The sequence below is a fragment of the Pseudomonas sp. BN505 genome, assembly GCF_029873175.1.
Lineage (GTDB): Bacteria > Pseudomonadota > Gammaproteobacteria > Pseudomonadales > Pseudomonadaceae > Aquipseudomonas > Aquipseudomonas putida.
Map to the genome: position 1 here is coordinate 1 of NZ_SSOI01000022.1, position 23,981 is coordinate 23,981.

The following is a 23,981-nucleotide window of genomic DNA, read 5'->3' on the forward strand; positions in this document are numbered from 1 at the left end:
GCTCCTTGTATGTTGTGCCTAGCCTGATGAGAGAGGTTATTCTCGTCAGGCTATAGAAGCACTTCCGGGGAGGCCGATCGCTCCTGAAGGCAGGGTTTGCCCCTGACCTTGTCTGTAGAGAGGCCCCCCGCCTCATTGCCCACTACGAAGAGTATCGAGAAGCCGACAAGTCGGACTTCGCATTACAAGGTTGCAGCGGCATGAAGTTCGAGGTCGGGGAACCGGAGGCCATTGTTACCTAACTCGCTTGGGAGTGGGAAGAATGAATGTCTGTGTGGGCCTGGATATTGGTTCTCGTACGTCGATCGTTGGGGTGCGTAAAGATGGGCGTCCCGCTGGACAGTGGGATATCGCTCAAACCCCTGCTGGTCGTAAGGCAGCGGTGAAAAAGCTGCAGGCGCTCAAGCCCAAGTCGATCGTGATGGAGGCGACCGGAATCTATTACCTGGACCTGGCCCTTGAGCTGCATGCTGCGGACCTTCCTGTTTCGGTGATCAACCCCAAGAGCTTCCATAATTTCGCCAAGCTGATGCTGGTGAACAGTAAAACTGACTCGATAGATGCTCAGTTGCTGTCCGAGTACGGTGAACGTATGACACCGCGCTTGTGGACACCGCCAAGCTCCGTACAGCTTGAGCTGAGGGCTCTTGGCCGGCACATCAATCGTCTGGTCGGGCACCGCACCAGGGCGAAGAATGAGCTGCATGCATTGCAGGCGACCGCTACGACCGTGTCGATGCTGATCGAAGATCAAGAGGAAGCGATTGCCACTTTGGACAATCGCATTGAGCGTTTCCGCAAAGCCGGACGTGAGTTGATCGCTCAGTGTCCGACGCTTAACCGGCAGTACAAGCAGTTACTAGCGGGCCCGGGAATGGGAGAAGTCTCGGCACTTGCTGCCTTGGCTGAGCTGACCACCCTTCCTCAAATGCTCAAGTCCTCTCAGGTCGCTCGTCATGCTGGTCTAGATGTTCGACAGACACAGTCGGGGACAAGCATTGATAAACCTGGTCGGCTCGGCAAAAGCGGGAATGCCTATTTACGGGCGGCCATGTACATGCCGGCGCTGACGGCGGTGCGCTGCGATCCTTACGCGAAGGCCTTTTATGAATCGCTGGTCAGCAGGGGGAAGAAAAAAATGCAAGCGATCGCCGCTGTCATGCGCAAGTACCTGACAGGCATATGGGCATGCATGCGCGGCGATGAACCATTTGATACGGCCAAGCTTTTCAGCTCTGAACACCTTAGAAAAGCTTGACCGCCAACAGAGTATCTACAAAGGAATCGCGAGCTTCTCAGGCTACGCGGTCCCTGTAGGAGCAGCCTTGTGCTGCGAATGGGGCGCAAAGCGCCCCGGCAATCTCAGATCAAAGTCTCGATCCGCAGCGTGTTAGTCGACCCTGGCTTGCCGAAAGGCACACCGGCAGTGATCAGCAGTGTGTCGCCACGGCTGGCCATGCCTTGCGCCTGGGCAATCTCCAGGGCGGTGGAAACCACCTCATCCACCTGGCGCAGGCGGTCGTTGACCACCGAATGCACGCCCCAGGCCACGCTCAGGCGGCGCGCGGTGTTCAGGTTCGGCGTGAGGTTGAGGATCGGTGCCCGTGGCCGCTCGCGTGCAGCGCGCAGGGTCGAGGCGCCCGACTCGCTGTAGTTGACCAGCACCGCCACCGGCAGGATGCCGCTGATGCGGCGGATGGCGCAGCTGATGGCGTCCGACACGGTGGCCTCGGCCTTCGGCCGGCCAACGTCGAGCTGGGCCTGGTAGTCAGGGCCGTTTTCCACCTGGCGGATGATCTTGCTCATCATCTGCACGGCTTCCAGCGGGTAGTCACCCGAGGCAGTCTCGGCCGACAACATGACCGCATCGGCACCTTCGGCCACGGCGTTGGCCACGTCAGTGACTTCGGCACGGGTCGGCGCGGGCGAGAAACGCATGGACTCGAGCATCTGCGTGGCTACCACCACCGGCTTGCCCAACTGGCGGCAGGTGTTGATGATGCGCTTCTGGATTTGCGGCACGCTTTCGGCCGGCACTTCCACGCCCAGGTCACCACGCGCCACCATGATCGCGTCTGCCAGTTCGGCAATGGCTTGCAGTTGTTCGACCGCCGAGGGTTTCTCGATCTTGGCCATCAGGTAGGCGCGATCGCCAATCAGCTGGCGCGCTTCGACGATGTCCTCAGGGCGCTGTACAAACGACAGGGCCACCCAGTCCACGCCCAGTTCCAGGCCAAAGGCCAGGTCGCGGCGGTCCTTTTCGGTGAGCGGGGAGAGGTCGAGTACAGCTTGCGGTACGTTGACACCCTTGCGGTCGGACAGCTCGCCACCGTTCAGCACTTCAGTGTCGATAGCATCGTTGTGCTTGGCGGTGACGCGCAGGCGCAGCTTGCCATCGTCCAGCAGCAGGTCCATGCCGGGCTCGAGGGCTGCGATGATTTCAGGGTGTGGCAGGTTGACCCGGCGGCTGTCGCCCGGGGTCTTGTCCAGGTCCAGGCGCAGCGCCTGGCCGCGTTGCAGTTGCACCTTGCCTTCGGCAAAGCGGCCCACGCGCAGCTTTGGCCCTTGCAGGTCCATGAGGATGCCCAGCGGGTAGTTCAGTTGCTGCTCCACTTCGCGGATCCACTGGTAACGCAAGGCGTGGTCAGCGTGTTCGCCGTGGCTGAAGTTGAGGCGGAAGATGTTCACGCCGGCTTCGACCAGTTGGCGGATGTCGTCGATGCCGTTGATCGCAGGGCCGAGGGTGGCGAGGATCTTTACTTTTTTATCAGGCGTCATGGTTGGGCAGTCTCGAGGATCAGGATGGCGCGGAAGTCGTTGACGTTGGTGCGGGTCGGCTCGGTGACGATCAGCGCATCCAGCGCGGCGAAATAGCCATAGCCGTTGTTGTTGTCCAGCTCGTCGCTGGCCGACAGGCCCAGGGCCTCGGCGCGGGCGTAGCTGCCCGGGGTCATGAAGGCACCGGCGTTTTCTTCCGAGCCGTCGATGCCGTCGGTGTCGCCGGCCAGCGCGTATACCCCCGGCAGGCCTTTCAGGCTTTCAGTGAGGCTGAGCAGGAACTCGGCGTTGCGCCCGCCACGGCCATTGCCGCGTACGGTCACGGTGGTTTCGCCGCCGGACAGGATCACGCAGGGTGCCTTCAATGGCTGGCCGTGCTGGACGATCTGCCGGGCAATACCGGCGTGTACCTTGGCCACTTCGCGCGACTCGCCTTCCAGGTCGCCGAGAATCAGCGGGCTGAAACCAGCCTGTCGGGCTTTGACTGCGGCGGCCTCGAGCGACTGCTGGGGTTTGGCAATCAGCTGGAAGTGGCTGCGGGCCAGGGCCGGGTCATCGGCCTTGACGGTTTCCGAGGCAGGGTTGTTCAGCCAGTCGATGACCGCTTTCGGCGCTTCGATGTTGTAGCGTTTCAGAATGGCCAGGGCATCAGCCGACGTGCTCGGGTCGGCCACGGTGGGGCCGGAGGCGATCACGGTGGCGAGGTCGCCCGGCACATCGGAAATGGCATAGGTGTAGACCGTGGCCGGCCAGCAGGCCTTGGCCAGGCGGCCGCCCTTGATCGCCGAGAGATGCTTGCGCACGCAGTTCATCTCGCCGATGGTGGCGCCGGATTTGAGCAGTGCCTTGTTGATATGTTGCTTGTCGGCCAGGGTCAGGCCCTCGGCCGGCAGCGCCAGCAGGGCGGAACCACCGCCAGACAGCAGGAAGATGACGCGGTCGTCTTCACTGAGGTTGCTGACCAGTTCCAGCACGCGCTTGGCCACGGCCAGGCCGGCGGCATCCGGTACCGGGTGGGCGGCTTCGACCACTTCGATTTTCTGGCAGTTGGCGCCGTGGCCGTAACGGGTCACGACCAGGCCGGAGACTTCGCCCTGCCAGCTTTTCTCGACCACTTCGGCCATGGCGGCTGCGGCCTTGCCGGCGCCGATGACGATCACCCGGCCGCTACGGTCGGCGGGCAGGTAGGGTTCGAGGACTTGGCGGGGGTGGGCGGCAGCGATGGCTGTGTCGAACAGCTCGCGGAGAATTTTTTGCGGATCGACCGACATGGCAGGCTCCCAATTATTGTTGTTCTGCAGAATCAAAAACGCCCCTGGAACTGCCTCCGTGCAGGCCGAACCAGGGGCGGGTGTTGCTCGGTGCTACCGCTGAACCTGTGGTCGCAGGTTCAGCGGTGTTGGCTTCTTCGCGCTGAACCGCCGCGAAGAGGCCGGTAAGGTCTACTACTTACTTGTCGCCGCGGATCGAGAAGTTGGCCATGTGTTCCAGGCCTTTGATCAGCGCCGAGTGGTCCCAGTTGCCGCCACCCAGGGCCTGGCAGGTGTTGAACACTTGCTGGGCATTGGAGGTGTTGGGCAGGTTGATGCCCAGTTCCTTGGCGCCTTGCAGGGCCAGGTTCAGGTCTTTCTGGTGCAGGTTGATGCGGAAGCCTGGGTCGAAGGTGCCCTTGATCATGCGCTCGGCGTGCACTTCGAGGATTTTCGACGAAGCAAAGCCGCCCATCAGTGCTTCACGCACCTTGGCCGGGTCGGCGCCGTTCTTGGCGGCGAACAGCAGTGCTTCGCTGACGGCCTGGATGTTCAGGGCGACGATGATCTGGTTGGCGACCTTGGCGGTCTGGCCGTCACCGTTGCCACCCACGCGGGTGATGTTCTTGCCCATGGCTTCGAACAGCGGCAGGGTGCGCTCGAAGGCTTTCGGGCAGCCACCAACCATGATGCTCAGGGTCGCGGCCTTGGCGCCGACTTCACCACCGGACACCGGGGCGTCCAGGTAGGCTGCGCCGGTTGCCTTGATTTTTTCAGCGAACGCTTTGGTGGCGGTAGGCGAGATCGAACTCATGTCGATCACGATCTTGTTCGGGCCTACGCCCTCAGCCACGCCGTTTTCACCGAACAGTACGGCTTCCACCTGCGGGGTGTCCGGCACCATGACGATGATGAATTCGGCTTCCTGGGCAACCTCTTTCGGGTTGGCCAGGGCCACTGCACCGGCGGCGATCAGGTCGGCTGGCGCGGCGTCGTGGTGGGTGGAAACGAACAGGCTGTGACCTGCTTTTTGCAGGTTTTGGGCCATGGGCTTGCCCATGATGCCGGTGCCGATGAAACCGATTTTAGCCATGAGAAATTACCTCTTTGTAATTGTGATATCTCAAGCAAGCTTTGGCCCCCTGTGGGAGCGGGCTCGCCCGCGAAGCAGACAACTCGGTGGATGGCACCGGCTTTGCCGGTGTTCGCGGGCAAGCCCGCTCCCACAGGGTCCCGAGTTGTTCCTCAGATTGCGTTGTGGGTTTTCAGCCAGCCCAGGCCCGCTTCGGTGGTGGTCTTGGGCTTGTACTCCGCGCCCACCCAGCCTTGGTAGCCAATGCGGTCCAGGTGCTCGAACAGGAAGCGGTAGTTGATCTCGCCGGTGCCTGGTTCATTGCGGCCGGGGTTGTCGGCCAGCTGGATGTGGTTGATCAGTTGCAGGTTGGTTTCCATGGTGCGAGCCAGGTCACCTTCCATGATCTGCATGTGGTAGATGTCGTACTGCAGGAACAGGTTGTCACTGCCCACTTCGGCCTGGATTTCCAGGGCCTGCTGGGTGGTGTTCAGGTAAAAGCCCGGGATGTCGCGGGTGTTGATCATTTCCATGACCAGGCGGATACCGGCGGCCTTGAGCTTGTCGGCTGCGTAGCGCAGGTTTTCGACGAAGGTCTTGCGCACGGTGGCGCAGTCCGGGCCTTGTGGGCGAATGCCGGCAAGGGCGTTGACCTGGGTGTTGCCCAGCACCTTGGCGTATTCGATGGCCTTGTCGACACCGGCGCGGAATTCTTCGATGCGGTCGGGGTGGCAGGTGATACCGCGCTCACCTTTGGCCCAGTCGCCGGCAGGCAGGTTGAACAGCACCTGGGTCAGGCCATTGGCTTCCAGCTGCTGCTTGATTTCTGCAGCGCTGAAGTCGTAGGGGAACAGGTATTCGACGCCACTGAAACCGGCATCGGCGGCAGCCTTGAAGCGGGCCAGGAAGTCCTGTTCGGTGAACAGCATGGACAGGTTGGCAGCGAAGCGAGGCATGAGTTGTCTCCTTGCGATGAAGGCCCCCAGGGCGTGCCTGGGGGCGTCAGGCGATCAGTCCAGCATCGAGATGGCGGTTGGCGCGTCGTTGCCGACCAGCGCCAGGTCTTCGAACTCGTTGACCGCGTTGATCTCGGTGCCCATGGAAATGTTGGTCACACGCTCGAGAATCACTTCAACCACGACCGGCACGCGGAACTCTTCGGCCATCTTCTGTGCCTTGAGCAGGGCTGGGGCGATCTCGGCCGGTTCGAACACGCGAATGGCTTTGCAGCCCAAGCCTTCGACCACTGCAACGTGGTCGACACCGTAGGTGGCGGCGTCGGTCGAGTTGATGTTCTCGAACGCCAGTTGTACACAGTAATCCATGTCGAAGCCACGCTGCGCCTGACGGATCAGGCCCAGGTAGGCGTTGTTCACCAGCACGTGGACGTACGGCAGGTTGAACTGCGCACCCACTGCCAGTTCCTCGATCATGAACTGGAAGTCGTAGTCGCCCGACAGCGCGACAACCTTGCGTTTCGGGTCTGCCTTCACAACACCCAGCGCGGCAGGGATGGTCCAGCCCAGCGGGCCGGCCTGGCCGCAGTTGATCCAGTGGCGTGGCTTGTACACGTGCAGGAACTGCGCGCCGGCAATCTGCGACAGGCCGATGGTGCTGACGTAGGTGGTGTCCTTGCCGAATACCTGGTTCATCTCTTCATACACGCGCTGCGGCTTGACCGGCACGTTGTCGAAGTGGGTCTTGCGCTGCAGGGTGGCTTTGCGCTGTTGGCAATCTTCCAGCCAGGCAGCACGGTCCTTCAGCTTGCCAGCGGCTTTCCACTCGCGGGCCACTTCCAGGAACACGTCCAGTGCCTTGCCAGCGTCGGAAACGATACCCAGGTCCGGGGTGAATACGCGGCCGATCTGGGTCGGTTCGATGTCGACGTGCACGAACTTGCGGCCTTCGGTGTAGACATCGACCGAGCCGGTGTGGCGGTTGGCCCAGCGGTTACCGATACCGAACACCAGGTCGGATTTCAGCAGGGTGGCGTTGCCGTAGCGGTGCGAAGTCTGCAGGCCGACCATGCCGACCATTTGGGCGTGGTCGTCCGGGATGGTGCCCCAGCCCATCAGGGTCGGGATTACCGGTACGCCGGTCAGTTCGGCGAACTCGACCAGCTTGTCGCTGGCATCGGCGTTGATGATGCCGCCGCCGGCGACCAGCAGCGGGCGCTCGGCGTCGTTGAGCAGGGCCAGGGCTTTTTCAGCCTGTACGCGAGTGGCGGACGGCTTGTTGACGGCCAGCGGCTCGTAGGCGTCGATGTCGAATTCGATTTCGGCCATCTGCACGTCGAACGGCAAGTCGATCAGTACCGGGCCTGGGCGGCCGGTGCGCATTTCATAGAAGGCTTTCTGGAAGGCGTAAGGCACCTGGCCTGGCTCCAGAACGGTGGTCGCCCACTTGGTCACCGGCTTGACGATGCTGGTGATGTCGACGGCCTGGAAGTCTTCTTTGTGCAGGCGTGCACGCGGGGCCTGGCCGGTGATGCAGAGGATCGGGATGGAGTCGGCCGAGGCGCTGTACAGGCCGGTGACCATGTCGGTGCCGGCTGGGCCGGAAGTGCCGATGCACACGCCGATGTTGCCCGGGTTGGCACGGGTGTAGCCCTCGGCCATGTGCGAGGCACCTTCGACGTGGCGAGCGAGGACGTGATCGATGCCACCGACTTTCTTCAGGGCCGAGTACAACGGGTTGATGGCAGCCCCTGGGATGCCGAACGCGGTATCTACACCTTCACGGCGCATGACCAGAACGGCTGCATCGATTGCTCTCATTTTGCTCATGGGTTGTGCCTCATCGATTTTGTAATTGTATACAACTTGCTTTGCGACAGAGTGTATTCACGGCTGGCGGCTCAGGTCAATGGGTTTTCATCGGGTAGGCCGGGTTTCGTCAAAGCGGCCGTGAAAACGGCTATTTGCGCCATCGCATACGATCGTTTCAAAATATTGTATACAAAATATCCTTTCGTTGTGTTCTATTTGCCCTATCGGTTTTCAACTGCCCTCAGGGCTTCTCACAACAAGAAGAGGACCTTTCCATGAACGTCTTGAACCTGAAAGTCGCTGTCAGCCTGGTAAATGCCGCACTGGCAGCAGGCCGCAACATCAATGCAGCGCCACTGACCGTGGCGGTGCTGGATGCCGGCGGGCACCTGCTGGCGCTACAGCGTGAGGATGGCGCAAGCCTTATCCGCCCTGAAGTTGCCACTGGCAAAGCCTGGGGCGCGATTGCCCTGGGCAAGGGGTCGCGCCTGCTGGCGCTGGACGCGCAGCAGCGTCCGGCGTTTTTTGCCGCTTTGAACGGGATGGGTGAACGGCCGGTGGTGCCGGCACCGGGTGGTGTGCTGATTCGTGATCAGGACGGTAAGGTGCTGGGTGCGGTGGGGATCAGCGGCGATACGTCGGATATCGACGAGCAGTGTGCGATCAGTGCGATCGAGGAGGTGGGGTTGAAGGCGGATGCCGGGGTAGTGGCGTAACGCTCAAGATAGCCGGGGCCGCTTTGCGGCCCATTCGCGGCACAAGGCCGCTCCTACAGGGGATCGCGTTTGACCTGCGATCGCGATGTCCTGTAGGAGCGGCCTTGTGCCGCGAATGGGCTGCAAGGCAGCCTCACTGGCCCTGTCACGCTGCTTCAGGCTCACAGCCTTTCAAGACCATGCGAATGATGGTCTCGGCCGCCGCGTCATAATCGCTGTCGGCCAGCTTGGCCTTGCCAGTCACCGCAGAAATCTGCCAGTCGAAGTCGGCATAGGTCTGGGTCGCCGCCCAGATGCTGAACATCAGGTGATGCGCGTCCACATGGGCAATCTGCCCGCGGTCGATCCAGCGCTGGATGCACTCGATGTTGTGCCGGGCCTGCTCGTTCAGCTGCTCCACCTGGTTGGGCGACAGGTGCGGGGCGCCGTGCATGATCTCGCTGGCAAACACCTTGGAGGCGTGCGGCAGGTCGCGCGAAATGCGGATCTTCGAACGAATGTACGCACTCAGCACTTCCTTGGGGTCGCCCTCGGCATTGAATGGCGTCGAGGCCTGCATGATTGGCGTGATGATGCTTTCCAGGACTTCGCGGTAGAGGTTGTCCTTGGACTTGAAGTAGTAATACACGTTCGGCTTGGGCAGGCCGGCCTTGGCCGCGATATCGCTGGTCTTGGTGGCGGCGAAGCCCTTGTCGGCGAATTCCTCGCTGGCCGCGCGCAGGATCAATTCCTTGTTGCGCTCGCGAATGGTGCTCATGGTCAGGGATCTTCCTCGTGTCTGGCCACCTCTAAGAGGGATCGGGCATGGTAGCACCGCGCTCGACGGGCGCTCAAGGCAGCGGCTTTGGGCTAGAATCCGTGGCACACACCTATCTGGATACAGGCAAACATGGCAGGAAGCAGTCTACTGGTACTGATCGACGACATCGCCACGGTGCTTGATGACGTCTCGCTAATGACCAAGGTGGCGGCAAAAAAAACAGCAGGTGTGCTGGGCGATGACCTGGCGCTGAACGCCCAGCAGGTTACCGGTGTGCGTGCCGAGCGCGAAATACCGGTGGTGTGGGCGGTGGCCAAGGGGTCGCTCGTCAACAAGGCAATCCTGGTGCCGGCAGCGCTGCTGATCAGTGCGTTCATTCCGTGGGCGGTTACGCCATTGTTGATGATCGGTGGCGCCTACCTGTGTTTCGAAGGCTTCGAGAAGCTGGCGCACAAGTTCCTGCACAGCAAGGAAGAGGACGACGCGCAGCACAATGCCCGGAAGGAAGCCGTGGCTGACGCCAATGTCGACCTGGTGGCGTTCGAGAAAACCAAGATCAAGGGCGCGGTGCGCACCGACTTCATCCTGTCAGCGGAAATCATCGCCATCACCTTGGGTACCGTGGCCGATGCGCCGCTGAGCCAGCAGATCATCGTGCTGTCGGGCATCGCCATCGTCATGACCATCGGCGTTTACGGGCTGGTGGCCGGCATCGTCAAGCTCGATGACCTGGGGTTGTGGATGACCCAAAAGGCATCGAGCCTGACCCAGGCCGTTGGTAACGGCATCCTGCGGGCCGCACCGTACATGATGAAAAGCCTGTCGGTGATCGGCACGGCGGCGATGTTTCTGGTCGGTGGCGGCATTCTGGTGCATGGCATCGAGCCGCTGCATCATGCCATCGAGGCGTTCAGCGAGGGGCGTGGCGGGGCGTTGACCGGGGCACTGCTCAATGGCGTAGCCGGGGTGCTGGCCGGTGGCGTGGTGCTGGCGGTGGTGGCGGTTGCCGGCAAATTGTGGCGGGTGCTCCGGCCTGCCACATAAGGTTGCATGGCCGGTGCTTTGCCCCGGTTCGCGGGTGAACCCGCTCCCACAGGTACCGCGTTTGCCTTGAACCGGGCGCGGACCCTGTGGTGGGCTTTTGCCCGCGAATGGGCCGCGGCACGGCCCTGAGGGATCAGGTCAGAAGTGAACCTTGACCAGGAAGCTCATGGTGTTCTGGTCAGTCGTAAAGGCATCGCTGTCCTTGATGCCGTACTTGTTCTTCCAGTAGTCGTACTCCACACCCACATACAGCTGCTTCTCGCCCAGGTGCAATGCCTTGCCCAGGTCATACTTGATCTGCGGGTTGAAGTGCAGGTTGGCGTGGTAGGTGCCGCGGCGGTTCTCGTCGTTGTCCACCACCCAGTCCATGAAGCCGTCGATCAGCACGTCGGAATCGCCCACCGGAATGGTGTACGACCATACCGGCGTGATCTGCCATACGTTGTCGCCAGCGCGGCTGCCGTCGGTGGTGCGGTTGTAGAAGTTCAGCTGGAAGTAGTCAAAGCCGGGAATGGCCAGGTCGAAGCCTGGGCCGATCAGGTACGACTCGGTGTCACCCTCGCCAAACTCGTAGGTCATCGCCAGCAGCACGTCCTTGACCGGGCCGAACTCGACCTTCTGGTCGAAGATCTTGTTGAACGACAGGCGTGGGCTGATCTCACCGTAATAGGTATTCGGGCCATTGCCGGCGTCTTTCTGGCCTTGGTAGAAGATCTTGTCGACGAAGATGAAGTTGTCGCCGTACTTCCAGCCATCGGCGTGCTCGAACGTGACGGTTTGCTGGATCGCCGGGTTGACCTTGAAGTTCTTGCCCCACAGGTAGGTCAGGCTGTTGTTCTGCCATTGCAGCAGGTCGTCGGCGTAGGTGGTGCCACAGGCCAGCAGGCCGCCGGCGAGGATCAGGCTGTTGATGGTACGCATTGCGAGTGTCGCTCCCTTGATTGATCTGTTGTCAGCGCTCGGTATTGGCGCTTTTTTGTTGTCTTGCGAGTCAGCTTTTTTCGATAGGCCACAGCTGTTTGGCAAGGGTTGAGCCAACTTTTCCGGGTTGGCAAAACCTTCCTGCTCGACTTCGTTCTGAACGGATGAAAAGGGTCTTTCAGGCTGGCAACACGTTGGCCAACCGCCCGTATTCATTGACTGAGCGGTCAGTAAACGCAGGCAGAATCCGTTCTGCCCTGATCGAGGGGGCGCGCAGATTACTGGCTTGCGCGCCGCGCCTCAAGTGCTCCGTCCTGGAGCGGGGTGGTTCAAACTTGTGCGTTTGGTCAGTTTATTAGAAATGCACTTTGATCAGGGCACTGGCGACGCTCTGGTTGCTTTCCAGGTTGCCGCGGCTGTCGATGCCGTATTTGTCCTTCCAGTAGCTGTACTCAAAGCCCACGTAGAGCTGCTTGGCGCCCAGGTTCAGCGCCTTGCCCAAGTCGTATTTGACCTGCGGGTTGAAGTGCAGGTTGGCGTGATAGGTGCCACGGCGGGTCTGGTCGTTGTCGGGGACCCAGTCCATGTAACCGTCGATCAGAATGTCAGACCTGCCCACGGGGATGGTGTACGACCAGCCAGGGGTGATCTGCCAGACGTTGTCGCCGGGGCGGCTGCCCTCGGTGTTGCGCACGTAGAAGTTGAGGGTGAAATAGTTGAAGCCGGGGATGTCCAGGTCAAAGCCGGGGCCGATCAGGTAGGCTTCGTTGTCGCCTTCGCCACGCTCGTAGGTCATGGCCAGCAGCACGTCCTTGATAGGGCCGAAGGCCATCTTCTGGTCGAAGATCTTGCCGAACGACAGGCGCGGGCTGAACTCGCCGTAGTAGGTGGTCACGCCTTTGCTGGCGTCGGCCTTGCCGTTGTAGAAGATCTTGTCGACGAACATGAAGGTGTCGCCGTACTTCCATTTGTTGGCGTGCTCGAACGTGATGGTCTGCTGGATATCAGGGTTGACCTTGAAGTCCTTGCCATACAGGTAGGTCAGGCTTTCGCCATGCCATTGCAGCCATTCGCCTGCATGCGAGGGTAGGGTGGCCAGCAGGCTGCTGCCCAACAACAGGGACGTGGTGATGCGCTTCATGTTGTGATTCCCGGACTTATTGTTTTTGTTGGCGGTTTTTTTGGCGCGCAGGCGCCCCGGGCGACCCATTCCGGCGGGTCGACGGCGTAGCGGTTACTGCAGATGTGGGTGAGGGGCGGCAAAGCGCCGCCCCTTATGGCTCAATGCTGGTGACAGGCGTCGTTGTGCACCGCGCGGTCGGCGCCACCGAGGATGTTGAACAGCACGTTCAACACCAGGGCACTGACCGTGGCCATGGCGATACCACTGTGGGTGATGGGTTCCATCCACTGCGGCATCTGGGCAAAGAACTCCGGACGCACTACGGGGATCAACCCGAAGCCGACGCTCACCGCCACCAGCAGCTGGTTGCGGCGGTCGCCGATGTCCGCCTCCTGAAGAATCTTGATCCCGGTGGCAGTGACCATGCCGAACATGGCAATGGACGCGCCGCCCAGTACCGCAGGCGGGATCGAGGCAATCAGGAAGGCCGCTTTTGGCAGCAGGCTGAGCAGGATCAGCAGTGCACCGGCCACGATGGTGACAAAGCGGCAGCGCACCCCGGTCATCTGCACCAGGCCGATGTTCTGGGCGAACGAGGAGTGGGTAAAGGTGTTGAAGAAGCCGGCAATGAACGATGCACCGGCATCGCACAGCAGGCCGCGACGCAGCATCCCTGGCGTAACTTCGCGATCAGTCACCTTGCCCAGGGCCAGGAACATGCCGGTGGACTCGACGAAGATGATCACCACCACCAGGCACATGGACAGGATCGGCGCCAGGCTGAAGGTCGGCATGCCGAAGTGCAGTGGGGTTACCACCTGCAACCACGGCGCGTCTTTCAGGCCAGACAGGTCGACCATGCCGATGGAGCCGGCCAGGATGTAGCCAAGGCCCATGCCCACCAGCACCGATACGTTGACCCAGAAGCCACGCATGAAGCGGTTGATCAGCAGGATGACCGCCAGCACCAGGCCGGCCACCAGCAGGTAGATCGGCGAGCCGAAGGTTTCAGCTTCATGGCCGCCACCGGCCCAGTTGACTGCCACCGGGAACAGCGACAGGCCAATCGAGGTGATCACCGTACCGGTGACCAGCGGCGGGAAGAAACGTACGACCTTGGACATGAACGGCGCGATCAGCATGCCGAAGAACCCGGCGGCGATGGTCGCCCCGAAGATCCCCTGCAGGCCTACGCCGGGCATGCCGGCCATGGCCACCATGCTGCCGACAGCAGCGAAACTGGCACCCATCATCACCGGCATGCGGATGCCCACCGGGCCGATACCGAACGACTGGATGATGGTGGCGACGCCAGCGACCAGCAGGTCGGCGTTGATCAGGAAAGCGACTTCTTCACGGGACAACCCAGCGGCCTGGCCGATGATCAACGGCACGGCAATCGCGCCACCGTACATCAGCAGAACGTGTTGCAGGCCAACCAGGATCAGTTGGAACAAGGGCAAGGGTTCGCGCGGCGGCGCAATGGGGATATACGCCTTGCGTGACTCGGACATGCAGCACCTCGAGTTTTGTTTTTATTCTCGGATCCAAGCGGCAAGCTCCAAGCGGCAGTTTCTCGGTGAAGAGAGACCGGGGTTCCCGCTTGCAGTTGAACGCTCGATGCTTGCTTGTTGCGTGAATCTTCAAGTTTGAGGCCGGGTTAACCGGCCTCTTCGCGGCGCAAGGCCGCTCCTACAGGGGACTCAGTCGCCTTGTAGGAGGGTGTTTCAATTGACCTGGGCGCCTTTGGCGATCCAGTCGCCGACGAGCTTGCGCTCTTCGGTGGTCATCTGGGTGATGTTGCCCAGCGGCATGATCTGGCTGGCGACCGCTTGCGCCTGGATGCGCGCGGCCTGGGCCTGGATCTGCTGCGGGGTGTCGAACATCACGCCGGCAGGGGCGGCGCTGAACAGTGGGCTGGTCGGCTTGGACGAGTGGCACACGGTGCAGCGTTCCTGGATGACATTGTGGATCTTGTCGAAGTCGCCACCGCCGGCCTGGGCAGCGGCCTGGGCCGGTGCTTGCGCTGGTGCAGCCGGCGCTTCGGCAGCCTTGGCGGCGTCCTCGGCGCGCTGCTCGGCAGCGGTCTTGCCACCGACGGCAGTCGCAGGCAGCGGCTGGTACTCGACCTTCGCTGCCGCTTGCTCAGGGCTTACGGCCATCGGTTTCGGACCGGTGACGTAGGCCAGGCAGATCATCGCCAGGGCGCCGACCGGCAGGGTCCAGGCGTACTTGTTGCTGTCGTGGCGGGTGTTGAAGTAGTGGCGGATCAGAACCGCGGCTACTGCGATACCGGCCAGGATCAGCCAGTTGTACTGGCTACCGTAGGTGCTCGGGAAATGGTTGCTGATCATGATGAACAGCACCGGCAGGGTGAAGTAGTTGTTGTGGCGCGAGCGCAGCAGGCCCTTGGCCGGCAGCACCGGGTCGGGCGTCTGGTTGTTCTCGATCGCCGCCACCAGCTGGCGCTGGGCCGGCATGATGATGCGGAACACGTTACCGACCATGATGGTGCCGATGATCGCGCCGGTGTGCAGGTATGCACCACGGCCGCTGAACACCAGGCTGAAGCCCCAGCAGGCGGCGATGATCAGCACGAACAGCACACCGCCGAGCAGCGCTGGCTTCTTGCCCAGGGGCGAGTCGCACAGGAAGTCGTAGATGAACCAGCCAGCGATCAGCGAGCCGATACCGATGGCCACGCCTTCGGCACCGCTCAGGGTGCTGCCAGGGGCCAGCAGGTACAGCGCCGGGTTCCAGTAGAACACCACGCACAGCAGGGCGATACCGGACATCCAGGTGAAGTAGGCTTCCCATTTGAACCAGTGCAGGTTCTCGGGCATTTTCGGGGGTGCGAGCTTGTATTTCTCCAGGTGGTAGATACCACCGCCGTGAATTGCCCAGAGATCACCCGACAACCCATCGCGCGGGTTGCTTCGGTTCAGGTGGTTCTCCAGCCAGACGAAGTAGAACGATGCACCGATCCAGGCGACACCGGTGATCATGTGAACCCAGCGAATGCTCAGGTTCAGCCATTCGTGAAGGTGTGCTTCCACAGTATGTACCTCTGCCGATCACCTGACGATGATCGACCTTTTCTTATTGGTGGGGATTGAGGATCAGCATCTGTTCCTCGGTGAAGTAATGCTCATCGCAGTTGTTGCCAGAACCACTGCGATCAACCACCAGGAAATCATCCCGCTTTTCGATCGTGAGCACCGGGTGGTGCCAAACGCCGCGATGGTAATTGATGCCCTGCCTGCCATTACTGCGGAAGGCGCGGACCAAGCCTGATACAGGTGCATCGCCAACGGGCGCGACCACGATCAGAAAGGGGTTGCCGAGCAGCGGGATGAAAGCCTGGCTGCCCAGCGGATGGCGTTCCAGCATGCGTACGGTCAGCGGCATGTCCAGCGCGTCGGCGCGGAAGATGCTGATGATCGCCTTGTCTTCGGGCTCGGCGGTCTCGACCGTGGCGAGCTTGTGAAAGCGCATGGTCGAGCCGTTGTTGATCATGAAGTGGTCGCTGCCGTCGGTTTCGATCACATCTCCGAACTGGGCGAAGGCTTCTTTGGTCAGGGGCTCGATCATCAGGGTGCGCATGCGGGTCTCTCTTATATGTTCGTTGTACTGAAAAAGGTTCGGCTGTCGCTTACAACTGCAGCAGGCGGAACAGGGCGATCAGGTTGATCTGCGCCAGGGCTTCCTTGAATTCGGCATCTGCATCGTTGTGGATGCGTTTTTCAAAGGCGGCGAGGATCTGGTGCCGGTTGCTGCCCTTCACCGCCATGATAAACGGGAACTGGAATTTGGCCTTGTAGGCATCGTTCAGCTCGGTGAAGCGGGCGAACTCTTCGGCGGTGCACTGGTGGATACCGGCGCCGGCCTGTTCGTTGGTGCTCGATTCGGTCAGCTCGCCCTGGATGGCGGCCTTGCCGGCCAGGTCCGGGTGAGCGTTGATCAGCGCCAGCTGGTCGGCGTGGTTGGCGCTGAGCAGGATGTCGCTCATGCGCTGGTGCAGCGCTTCGATCTCGTCCAGCTCGCCCAACTGGCCCAGGTCGTAGGCTTTTTCGGCAACCCACGGCGAGTGCTCGTAGATGTCGGCGAAGGCCTCGACGAAGGCGTCACGGCTCAGGGCGGAGGGCTTGAGGGTGTTGAAGGCGGTCATCAGGCGTTCTCTTTCTTGTACGGGTGGGTGGCGTGCCAGTGGCGGGCGATATCCACGCGACGGGCGAACCAGACCTGGTCATGGCTTTTTGCGTAATCGACGAAGCGCTTGAGTGCAGCCAGGCGTCCCGGGCGGCCGACCAGGCGGCAGTGCAGGCCGATGGAGAGCATTTTCGGCGCTTCGGCGCCTTCGGCGTACAGCACATCAAAGGCGTCTTTCAGGTACTGGAAGAACTGCTCGCCGCAGTTGAAACCCTGTACCTGGGTGAAACGCATGTCGTTGGTGTCCAGGGTGTAGGGGATCACCAGGTGCGGCTTGCCGGTGGGGTTGTTCGGCTCCCAGTAGGGCAGGTCGTCGTCGTAGGTGTCGCTGTCGTACAGGAACCCGCCTTCTTCCATCACCAGGCGGCGGGTGTTCGGGCCGGTGCGGCCGGTGTACCAGCCCACCGGGCGCTCGCCGGTGAGTTCGGTGAGGATGCGGATGGCTTCGAGCATGTGCTCGCGCTCCTGGGCCTCGTCCATGTTCTGGTAGTCGATCCAGCGGTAGCCGTGGCTGCAGATCTCGTGGCCGGCTTCGGCCATGGCGCGGATCACGTCGGGGTGGCGCTGGGCGGCCATGGCCACGGCGAAGACGGTCAATGGCACGCCGCTGTCCTTGAACAGCTTCAGCAGGCGCCACACGCCAGCACGGCTGCCGTATTCGTACAGCGACTCCATGCTCATGTTGCGCTGGCCCTGCAGCGGCTGGGCAGCGACCATCTCGGACAGGAAGGCTTCGGACTCTTTGTCACCGTGCAGGATGTTGCGTTCGCCGCCTTCCTCGTAATTGAGGACGAAAGACAGCGCGATGCGAGCGTTGCCCGGCCATTGCGGGTGAGGAGGGTTGTTGCCGTAACCGATCAGGTCGCGAGGGTAGTCAGCGCTCACTGCAGTCTTCCTTCTTGTGCGTTAGTGCGGGTGGTGGGCGGGCCGCGTCGGTATGTCGCACCACCGGATGGGCTGATTGTATACAACTTCTGAAATCTTTTGTAAGCCTGTTTTTCCGCATTTCTTCCCTTTTGTCGCCGCGCAGCGACCTGGAAATACAGTGCAAGAAACCTGCCTGATTGGTCAGCTAATGACGTTTGCCTCGTTACGCGGCCTGTATTTGCGACCGATGGGTCGTTTATGGGCAGGAAATGCCGGGTGCGACAGATGGGTTCAAAAAATTGTGTACAATCTGGCGATGGAATGTCTTAATGGCGTCATTCCCGCCTGCCGCAGGCGCTATGCTGGTGCGATGGCTGAGTATTTTTTGCCCACAGATTGAACAAGAGGCGACACGCAATGGGACGTTTGACCACACACGTACTGGATGCCGCGCATGGCTGCCCGGGCAGCTCGATCAAGGTCGAGCTGTACCGCGTCGAAGGCCAGCAACTAGAGCTGGTGAACACCGCCTTGACCAACAGCGATGGCCGCGTCGACGCGCCGCTGCTGCAGGGTGACGACTACCGCACCGGTGTTTACCAGTTGCAGTTCAGCGCTGGCGATTACTACCGCGCCCGTGGCGTGCAGTTGCCGGCCCAGGCGTTTCTGGATGTTGTTGTGCTGCGCTTTGGCATCGATGAGTCGCAGGAGCACTACCACGTGCCGCTGCTGATCTCGCCGTACAGCTATTCGACCTATCGTGGAAGCTAGTTGGTCGCTAGAAGAATCTTCGTAGGTCCTTTGGCCCGCTCTCACACTGGCGGGCTTTTTTTCGTCTGCAGGAAAGTGGTGGGTGATGCGGGGTGTTCGGCGTGGGTTTTATAGCCGGAACAAAATCGAGCGCCGCTCGCGCGGCGCTCGATTTCGAAGACACCAAAACTCTATAGCCAGGCTACCGGTGCTTAGAGGAACACGAACTTGGCAATGAAGATGGCGCACAGCACCCACAGGCTGGCCGAGATTTCCTTGTACTTGCCGGTGCCTGCCTTCAACGCGACGTAGGTGATGAAACCCAGCGCGATACCATCGGCAACGGAGAAGGTCAGCGGCATCATGATGACCGTGACGATCGCCGGAATGCTGTCGGTGGCTTCGTCCCAATGGATGTGCGCCATGCTGCCCATCATCAGCATTGCCACGTAGATCAACGCACCCGCCGTTGCGTAGGCGGGAATCATCCCGGCCAGTGGGGCGAAGAACATCGCGGCGATGAACAGCAGGCCAACCACCACCGCAGTCAGCCCGGTACGACCACCTGCGGCCACACCGGCGGCACTCTCCACATAACTGGTCACTGGAGGCACGCCGACCACAGCACCGAATACGCTGGAAGCACTGTCGGCCTTCAAGGCGCGTGAAAGGCCTTCGATACGCCCGTCCGGCGCTACCAGATTCGCTCGCTGGGCAACCCCCATCAGCGTGCCGGCGGTGTCGAACATGTGTACGAACAGGAACGCCAGCACCACGCTGATCATGCTGACGTTGAACACGCCGGCCACGTCCATGGCCATCCAGGTCGGTGCCAGGCTTGGCGGCATCGACATCACCCCGCCAAACTTGACCAGGCCCAGGCCCCAGCCTGCCAGGGTGACGCCAATGATGCTGATCAGGATCGCGCCGAACACCCGCTTGTAGCTGAGGATGGCGATCAGCAGGAAGCAGATTGCCGCCAGCAGCGGCCCCGGCTCATGCAGCGAGCCCAGCTTGATCAGGGTGGCGGGGCTGTCGACGATGATGCCTGCCGTTTTCAGGCCGATCAGCCCGAGAAACAATCCGACGCCGGCCCCCATGGCATGGCGCAGGCTGACCGGGATGCTGTTGAGCAACCATTCGCGCACTTTCGACAATGTCAGGAACATGAACAGCACGCCCGAGACGAACACCGCCCCCAGTGCCGTTTCCCAGTTGTAGCCCATGGTGCCGACCACGGTGTAGGTGAAGAAGGCGTTAAGCCCCATGCCCGGCGCCAGGCCCACCGGCCAGTTGGCGTACAGGCCCATCAGCAGGCAGCCCAGCGCGGCGGCGATGCAGGTGGCGACGAAAGCGGCACCATGGTCGATGCCGGCGTCGGCCATGATGTTGGGGTTGACGAAGATGATGTAGGCCATGGTGATGAAGGTGGTCACCCCGGCGATCATTTCGGTTTTGACGGTGCTGCCATGTTGCTTGAGTTTGAAAATCCGCTCCAGCCAGCTTGTTTCGAGCGGTGGGGCGAGATCCAGCGTAGGGGCTTCGGATTTGCGGCTTTCCACAGCGAGTACTCCTCAAGTCTTTCTTGTTGTTATGGAGCCAGTTTCCTGCGCAATGCACTTGGCGGCTCCGCGAGGGAAGGCAGACGTCTGACCGTTTTGTTGACTCATGGGTCAAGAAGTTGCTCGGTGGATTATGCTTTTGTGTACAAAGAATGCAAATAATGTTTTATGTTTTGTGTGCGCAATGCGTCGTACAACGGCTATATAGGTAAAACGCCCCCTGCGGAATCGCCTCAGCCTGTGTACAATGGCGCCATACTTTCTCTTCGTGCCTCGAGAGCCCATGAACGAACAGCTGCAACCTCTGAAGAAACCTGCACGTGTCGGCAAGGCCGGCCGCAGTGGTACCCAGGACGACATCGTCTACGCGCACATTTTCGAGGCGATCCTCGAGCAGCGCCTGGCGCCGGGCACCAAGTTGAGCGAGGAAGCGCTGGGCGAAATCTTCGGCGTCAGCCGCACCATCATCCGCCGCGCCCTGTCGCGCCTGGCCCACGAAAGCGTGGTGCTGCTGCGGCCGAACCGCGGTGCAGTGGTGGCCAGCCCCACGGTAGAAGAGGCGCGCCAGGTGTTTTTCTCGCGGCGTATGGTGGAGCGGGCCATTACCGAACTGGCCGTGCAGCACGCCTCCCTGGACCAGCTCAACGAACTGCGGCAGATGGTGCGCGAAGAGCGCGACAGCTTCTCTCGCGGTGATCGCGGTGCCGGCATTCGTCTTTCCGGCGAGTTCCACCTCAAGCTGGCGGAAGCCGCGGGCAATGCGCCGCTGGTGAGCTTCCAGCGCAGCCTGGTGTCGCAGACTTCGCTGATCATTGCCCAGTACGAAAGCGGCAACCGCTCGCATTGCTCGTATGACGAGCACATGCAGCTGATCGATGCCATCGAGGCGCGTGATGCCGAGCAGGCCGTGAGCCTGATGATGCACCACATGGACCACATCGACAGCAAGCTGAACCTGGACGAGGAGAGCGCCTCGGACGATCTGCACGCGGTGTTCTCGCATTTGCTGAAAAAGCCCAAGGTTTCTGCCAAGGGTTGATCGTTTGCCAAGGTGAGTGAAGGGGGCTGCTTTGCAGCCCATTCGCAGCACGAGGCTGCTCCTGCAGGCGTTACGCGATCCCTGTAGGATCAGCCTTGTGCTGCGAATGGGCGCGCAGCGGCCCCCAGTCATTTCTGGCCATAAACCAAACGTCTGCTAAATTCTTGTGAGCAAACCTTCATCAAGCAGTTGGGCTTGCGCATTCGTTGCGTTCAACTTCTTGAGGAATGGATTCATGAGCATGTCCCTCGGTAAACGCATGGGTGCCGAACTTATCGGCACCTTCTGGCTGGTCCTTGGTGGCTGTGGCAGTGCGGTCCTCGCTGCCAGTTCGCCTCTCGGTATCGGCGTTCTCGGTGTTGCCTTCGCCTTCGGCCTAACAGTGCTGACCATGGCCTTCGCCATCGGCCATATCTCTGGCTGCCACCTCAACCCTGCCGTGTCGTTCGGGCTTGTGGTGGGGGGGCGCTTTCCTGCCAAAGAGCTGCTGCCCTACGTGATCGCACAAGTGATTGGCGCCATCCTGGCGGCCGGGGTGATCTACCTCATCGCCAGCGGCAAGGCCGGTTTCGAGTTGTCGTCGGGATTGGCTTCAAACGGCTATGCCGACCACTCGCCCGGTGGTTATACGCTGGGTGCGGGTTTCATCAGTGAAGTGGTGATGACGGCGATGTTCCTGGTGGTGATCATGGGGGCGACCGACTCCCGGGCGCCGGCAGGTTTTGCGCCCATAGCCATCGGCCTGGCCCTGACCCTGATCCACCTGATATCGATCCCGATCACCAACACCTCGGTCAACCCCGCGCGTAGCACGGGGCCGGCCTTGTTCGTCGGTGGCTGGGCCCTGCAACAGCTGTGGCTGTTCTGGGTAGCGCCGCTGATCGGTGCTGCAATCGGCGGCGCGCTTTACCGGGGCCTGGCAAAAGAGCCTTAGCGCTGGTGCACGCAACGCCCTGCAGCGTAGGTTTCACGCACAGTGCGGTCGTCGCCCAGGGTGGTGAGCACAAACAGGGTCTCTTCGATGCTGTTGGACTGCTGAATGCGGTAGTCCAGCAGCGGCGTGGCCTTGTAGTCCAGCACCACGAAGTCAGCATCGTTGCCCGGGCGCAGGCTGCCGATACGGTCGTCCAGGCGCAGGGCGCGGGCGCCGCCGAGGGTGGCCAGGTACAGCGACTTGTACGGGTGCAGGCGCGCGCCTTGCAGCTGCATCACCTTGTACGCTTCGTTCAGGGTGTTGAGCAGCGAGAAGCTGGTGCCGGCACCGACGTCGGTACCCAGGCCCACGTTGACCTTGAAGCGCTCAGCCTGGGGCAGGTTGAACAGGCCGCTGCCGAGGAACAGGTTGGAGGTGGGGCAGAAGGCCACGGCCGAGCCGGTTTCGGCCAGGCGCTGGCATTCGTCGTCGCACAGGTGCACGCCGTGCGCAAACACTGAGCGCTCGCCCAACAGCTCGAAGTGGTCGTACACGTCCAGGTAACCCTTCTGCTCAGGGAACAGCGACTTGACCCAGTCGATTTCCTTGAGGTTTTCCGACAGGTGCGTGTGCATGTACACGCCCGGGTGTTCCTTGAGCAACTGGCCGGCCAGGGTCAGCTGTTCGGGTGTGCTGGTCGGGGCGAAGCGCGGGGTAACTGCGTAATGCAGGCGGCCCTTGCCGTGCCAGCGCTCGATCAGCGCCTTGCTCTCGGCATAGCCGGATTCGGCGGTGTCGGTCAGGTAGTCCGGGGCGTTGCGGTCCATCATCACCTTGCCGGCGATCAGACGCAGGTCCAGGCGCTCGGCCTCTTCGAACAGGGCGTTGACCGATTCCGGGTGCACGCTACCGAATACCAGCGCGGTGGTGGTGCCGTTGCGCAGCAGTTCCTTGAGGAAGATTTTCGCCACCTGGTCGGCGTGCGCTTTGTCGGCGAACTGCTTTTCGCAGGGGAAGGTGTAGGTGTTCAGCCAGTCCAGCAGTTGCTCGCCGTAAGAGCCGATCATGCCGGTTTGCGGGAAATGGATGTGGGTGTCGATAAAACCCGGGGTGATCAGCGCGTCCTGGTAGTGCTCCACCGGGATGCCTGCGTCCAGGGTCGGCAGCAGTTCGCTGGCGTGGCCAATGGCGCTGATGCGGCCATCGTCGACCACCAGCAGGCCGTCTTCGAAATACTCATGGGAAGCCTCCAGGCCCACCTCGGCCGGGTCGGCGATGCTGTGCAGGATGGCGGCACGGTAGGCTTTACGGGTAACGGTCATAACACACTCGTCAAATAGCTTGGCTGCGCCGGGAGGGCGGCAGCAACTGGGCAATGGGGCCGGCATTGGCAGCAGCGTCGTGCTGGCCGAAGCAGGCGTTGTAGGTGGCGATGATTTCGCCGGCGATGGACACGGCGATTTCGATGGGCAGCTTGCCCTTTACCTCGGGCAGGCCCATCGGGCAGCGCATGCGCGCCAGCACGGCCTCGTCGTAGCCGCGCTCGCGCAGGCGGTGCTCGAACTTGACCCGTTTGGTCTTCGAGCCGATCAGGCCGAACCAGGTGAAGTCGTTGCGCTTGAGAATGGCGGCGGTCAGCTCCAGGTCGAGCTGGTGGTTGTGGGTCATGACGATGCAGTAGCAGCCTGGTGGCAGGTCTGCGACTTCGTCGACCGGTTCCTCACTGACGACCTTGGTCACCCCGTTGGGGATGAGCTCGGGGAATTCCTGTTCGCGCGAATCGATCCAGCGCACCCGGCAGGGCAGCGCGGCGAGCAAGGGTACCAGAGCCCGGCCGACATGGCCCGCGCCGAACACGGCTATCTGCGCCTGCACGGCGGCCATGGGCTCGAACAGCAGCACGGTGACGCCGCCGCAGCACTGGCCCAGGCTGGCGCCAAGGCTGAAGCGCTCCAGGTGTGGGGTGGTGCGCTGCTCTTCGAGCATTTGCCGGGCGATGTGCAGGGCCTTGTATTCCAGGTGGCCGCCGCCGATGGTGTCGAACAGGCCACTGGCGCTGACCACCATCTTCGAGCCTGCGTTGCGCGGGGTCGAGCCGCGCTCCTCGATGATGGTCACCAGCACGCAGGCTTCGCCACGGGACTGGTGGTCGGCGAGGGCGTTGATCCATTGGTGCATGATGCAGTTCCTCTTCAGTGCAACGCGGTCG

General features: G+C 61.6%; 23 protein-coding genes. 7 read left to right on the plus strand and 16 right to left on the minus strand.

Features of this window, described 5'->3' with window-relative positions; genetic code table 11:
• The first annotated feature begins 262 nt into the window (after positions 1-262).
• A complete protein-coding gene (locus E8E78_RS03945; RefSeq protein WP_016497900.1) occupies positions 263-1,258 on the plus strand; it encodes an IS110 family transposase in 996 nt (331 codons plus the stop codon).
• Between the two features lie 104 nt (positions 1,259-1,362).
• Here E8E78_RS03945 and pyk read toward each other — a convergent pair whose 3' ends face one another.
• The 5 genes from pyk to gcl all read right to left on the minus strand — a co-directional run bounded on the left by pyk (position 1,363) and on the right by gcl (position 7,886).
• Positions 1,363-2,778, minus strand: coding sequence for a pyruvate kinase (gene pyk / locus E8E78_RS03950; RefSeq protein WP_016498601.1), 1,416 nt, complete (start codon positions 2,776-2,778; stop codon positions 1,363-1,365).
• The gene (locus E8E78_RS03955; protein ID WP_049273329.1) at positions 2,775-4,049 is read right to left on the minus strand and encodes a glycerate kinase; all 1,275 of its coding nucleotides are present in this window, start codon (positions 4,047-4,049) and stop codon (positions 2,775-2,777) included. The genes pyk and E8E78_RS03955 overlap by 4 nt, the downstream gene beginning before the upstream one ends.
• Before the next feature lie 178 nt (positions 4,050-4,227).
• Positions 4,228-5,121 carry a 2-hydroxy-3-oxopropionate reductase gene (locus E8E78_RS03960; protein WP_016498603.1) on the minus strand — a complete coding sequence of 298 codons (894 nt, stop codon included), beginning with the start codon at positions 5,119-5,121 and terminating at the stop codon, positions 4,228-4,230.
• 152 nt (positions 5,122-5,273) lie between these two features.
• Positions 5,274-6,056 carry a hydroxypyruvate isomerase gene (gene hyi, locus E8E78_RS03965; protein WP_049273327.1) on the minus strand — a complete coding sequence of 261 codons (783 nt, stop codon included), beginning with the start codon at positions 6,054-6,056 and terminating at the stop codon, positions 5,274-5,276.
• A 54-nt stretch (positions 6,057-6,110) separates the two neighbouring features.
• Positions 6,111-7,886: a glyoxylate carboligase gene (gcl, locus tag E8E78_RS03970; protein ID WP_016498605.1), complete on the minus strand. Its 1,776-nt coding sequence runs from the start codon at positions 7,884-7,886 to the stop codon at positions 6,111-6,113.
• A 257-nt stretch (positions 7,887-8,143) separates the two neighbouring features.
• Between gcl and E8E78_RS03975 the strand changes: the two genes are divergently transcribed.
• Positions 8,144-8,584, plus strand: a complete 441-nt coding sequence (locus tag E8E78_RS03975) for a heme-binding protein (protein ID WP_049273325.1) — start codon at positions 8,144-8,146, stop codon at positions 8,582-8,584.
• Positions 8,585-8,729: 145 nt separating this feature from the next.
• Here the strand turns inward: E8E78_RS03975 and E8E78_RS03980 are convergent, their stop codons facing one another.
• Entirely contained in the window at positions 8,730-9,341 is a 612-nt protein-coding gene (locus E8E78_RS03980; protein ID WP_049274000.1) for a TetR/AcrR family transcriptional regulator, read from the minus strand.
• 132 nt (positions 9,342-9,473) lie between these two features.
• Between E8E78_RS03980 and E8E78_RS03985 the strand changes: the two genes are divergently transcribed.
• The gene (locus E8E78_RS03985) at positions 9,474-10,388 is read left to right on the plus strand and encodes a DUF808 domain-containing protein (protein ID WP_049273999.1); all 915 of its coding nucleotides are present in this window, start codon (positions 9,474-9,476) and stop codon (positions 10,386-10,388) included.
• Positions 10,389-10,526: 138 nt separating this feature from the next.
• Here E8E78_RS03985 and E8E78_RS03990 read toward each other — a convergent pair whose 3' ends face one another.
• The 7 genes from E8E78_RS03990 to puuE all read right to left on the minus strand — a co-directional run bounded on the left by E8E78_RS03990 (position 10,527) and on the right by puuE (position 17,526).
• Positions 10,527-11,309, minus strand: a complete 783-nt coding sequence (locus tag E8E78_RS03990) for an outer membrane protein OmpK (protein ID WP_016498611.1) — start codon at positions 11,307-11,309, stop codon at positions 10,527-10,529.
• A 355-nt stretch (positions 11,310-11,664) separates the two neighbouring features.
• Positions 11,665-12,450: an outer membrane protein OmpK gene (locus E8E78_RS03995; RefSeq protein WP_059395755.1), complete on the minus strand. Its 786-nt coding sequence runs from the start codon at positions 12,448-12,450 to the stop codon at positions 11,665-11,667.
• A 140-nt stretch (positions 12,451-12,590) separates the two neighbouring features.
• The gene (locus E8E78_RS04000; protein WP_012273436.1) at positions 12,591-13,946 is read right to left on the minus strand and encodes a nucleobase:cation symporter-2 family protein; all 1,356 of its coding nucleotides are present in this window, start codon (positions 13,944-13,946) and stop codon (positions 12,591-12,593) included.
• A gap of 213 nt (positions 13,947-14,159) precedes the next feature.
• The gene (locus E8E78_RS04005) at positions 14,160-15,488 is read right to left on the minus strand and encodes a urate hydroxylase PuuD (protein WP_016488366.1); all 1,329 of its coding nucleotides are present in this window, start codon (positions 15,486-15,488) and stop codon (positions 14,160-14,162) included.
• 43 nt (positions 15,489-15,531) lie between these two features.
• On the minus strand, positions 15,532-16,035 hold the full coding sequence (locus E8E78_RS04010) for an ureidoglycolate lyase (protein ID WP_016488365.1): 504 nt from the start codon (positions 16,033-16,035) through the stop codon (positions 15,532-15,534).
• A 49-nt stretch (positions 16,036-16,084) separates the two neighbouring features.
• Entirely contained in the window at positions 16,085-16,600 is a 516-nt protein-coding gene (gene uraD / locus E8E78_RS04015) for a 2-oxo-4-hydroxy-4-carboxy-5-ureidoimidazoline decarboxylase (RefSeq protein ID WP_016498613.1), read from the minus strand.
• A complete protein-coding gene (gene puuE, locus E8E78_RS04020; protein ID WP_280313526.1) occupies positions 16,600-17,526 on the minus strand; it encodes an allantoinase PuuE in 927 nt (308 codons plus the stop codon). The genes uraD and puuE overlap by 1 nt, the downstream gene beginning before the upstream one ends.
• Positions 17,527-17,602: 76 nt before the next feature.
• Here puuE and E8E78_RS04025 point away from each other — a divergent pair, with 76 nt between their 5' ends.
• Positions 17,603-17,908, plus strand: a complete 306-nt coding sequence (locus E8E78_RS04025) for a hypothetical protein (RefSeq protein ID WP_155403385.1) — start codon at positions 17,603-17,605, stop codon at positions 17,906-17,908.
• Between the two features lie 17 nt (positions 17,909-17,925).
• Entirely contained in the window at positions 17,926-18,279 is a 354-nt protein-coding gene (uraH, locus tag E8E78_RS04030; RefSeq protein WP_003254328.1) for a hydroxyisourate hydrolase, read from the plus strand.
• Positions 18,280-18,470: 191 nt separating this feature from the next.
• Here uraH and E8E78_RS04035 read toward each other — a convergent pair whose 3' ends face one another.
• Positions 18,471-19,790 carry an NCS2 family permease gene (locus tag E8E78_RS04035; protein ID WP_218178455.1) on the minus strand — a complete coding sequence of 440 codons (1,320 nt, stop codon included), beginning with the start codon at positions 19,788-19,790 and terminating at the stop codon, positions 18,471-18,473.
• A 313-nt stretch (positions 19,791-20,103) separates the two neighbouring features.
• Between E8E78_RS04035 and E8E78_RS04040 the strand changes: the two genes are divergently transcribed.
• Both E8E78_RS04040 and aqpZ read left to right on the plus strand, forming a co-directional pair.
• Entirely contained in the window at positions 20,104-20,859 is a 756-nt protein-coding gene (locus E8E78_RS04040; protein WP_049272895.1) for a GntR family transcriptional regulator, read from the plus strand.
• Between the two features lie 235 nt (positions 20,860-21,094).
• The gene (gene aqpZ, locus E8E78_RS04045; protein ID WP_059395748.1) at positions 21,095-21,793 is read left to right on the plus strand and encodes an aquaporin Z; all 699 of its coding nucleotides are present in this window, start codon (positions 21,095-21,097) and stop codon (positions 21,791-21,793) included.
• On the opposite strand, the gene guaD is transcribed toward aqpZ, so the two are convergent.
• Both guaD and xdhC read right to left on the minus strand, forming a co-directional pair.
• Positions 21,790-23,094, minus strand: a complete 1,305-nt coding sequence (gene guaD, locus E8E78_RS04050) for a guanine deaminase (RefSeq protein ID WP_016498617.1) — start codon at positions 23,092-23,094, stop codon at positions 21,790-21,792. The two genes, aqpZ and guaD, sit on opposite strands and share 4 nt — an antisense overlap.
• A 10-nt stretch (positions 23,095-23,104) precedes the next feature.
• Entirely contained in the window at positions 23,105-23,950 is an 846-nt protein-coding gene (gene xdhC / locus E8E78_RS04055; RefSeq protein ID WP_016498618.1) for a xanthine dehydrogenase accessory protein XdhC, read from the minus strand.
• Between the last annotated feature and the right edge of the window lie 31 nt (positions 23,951-23,981).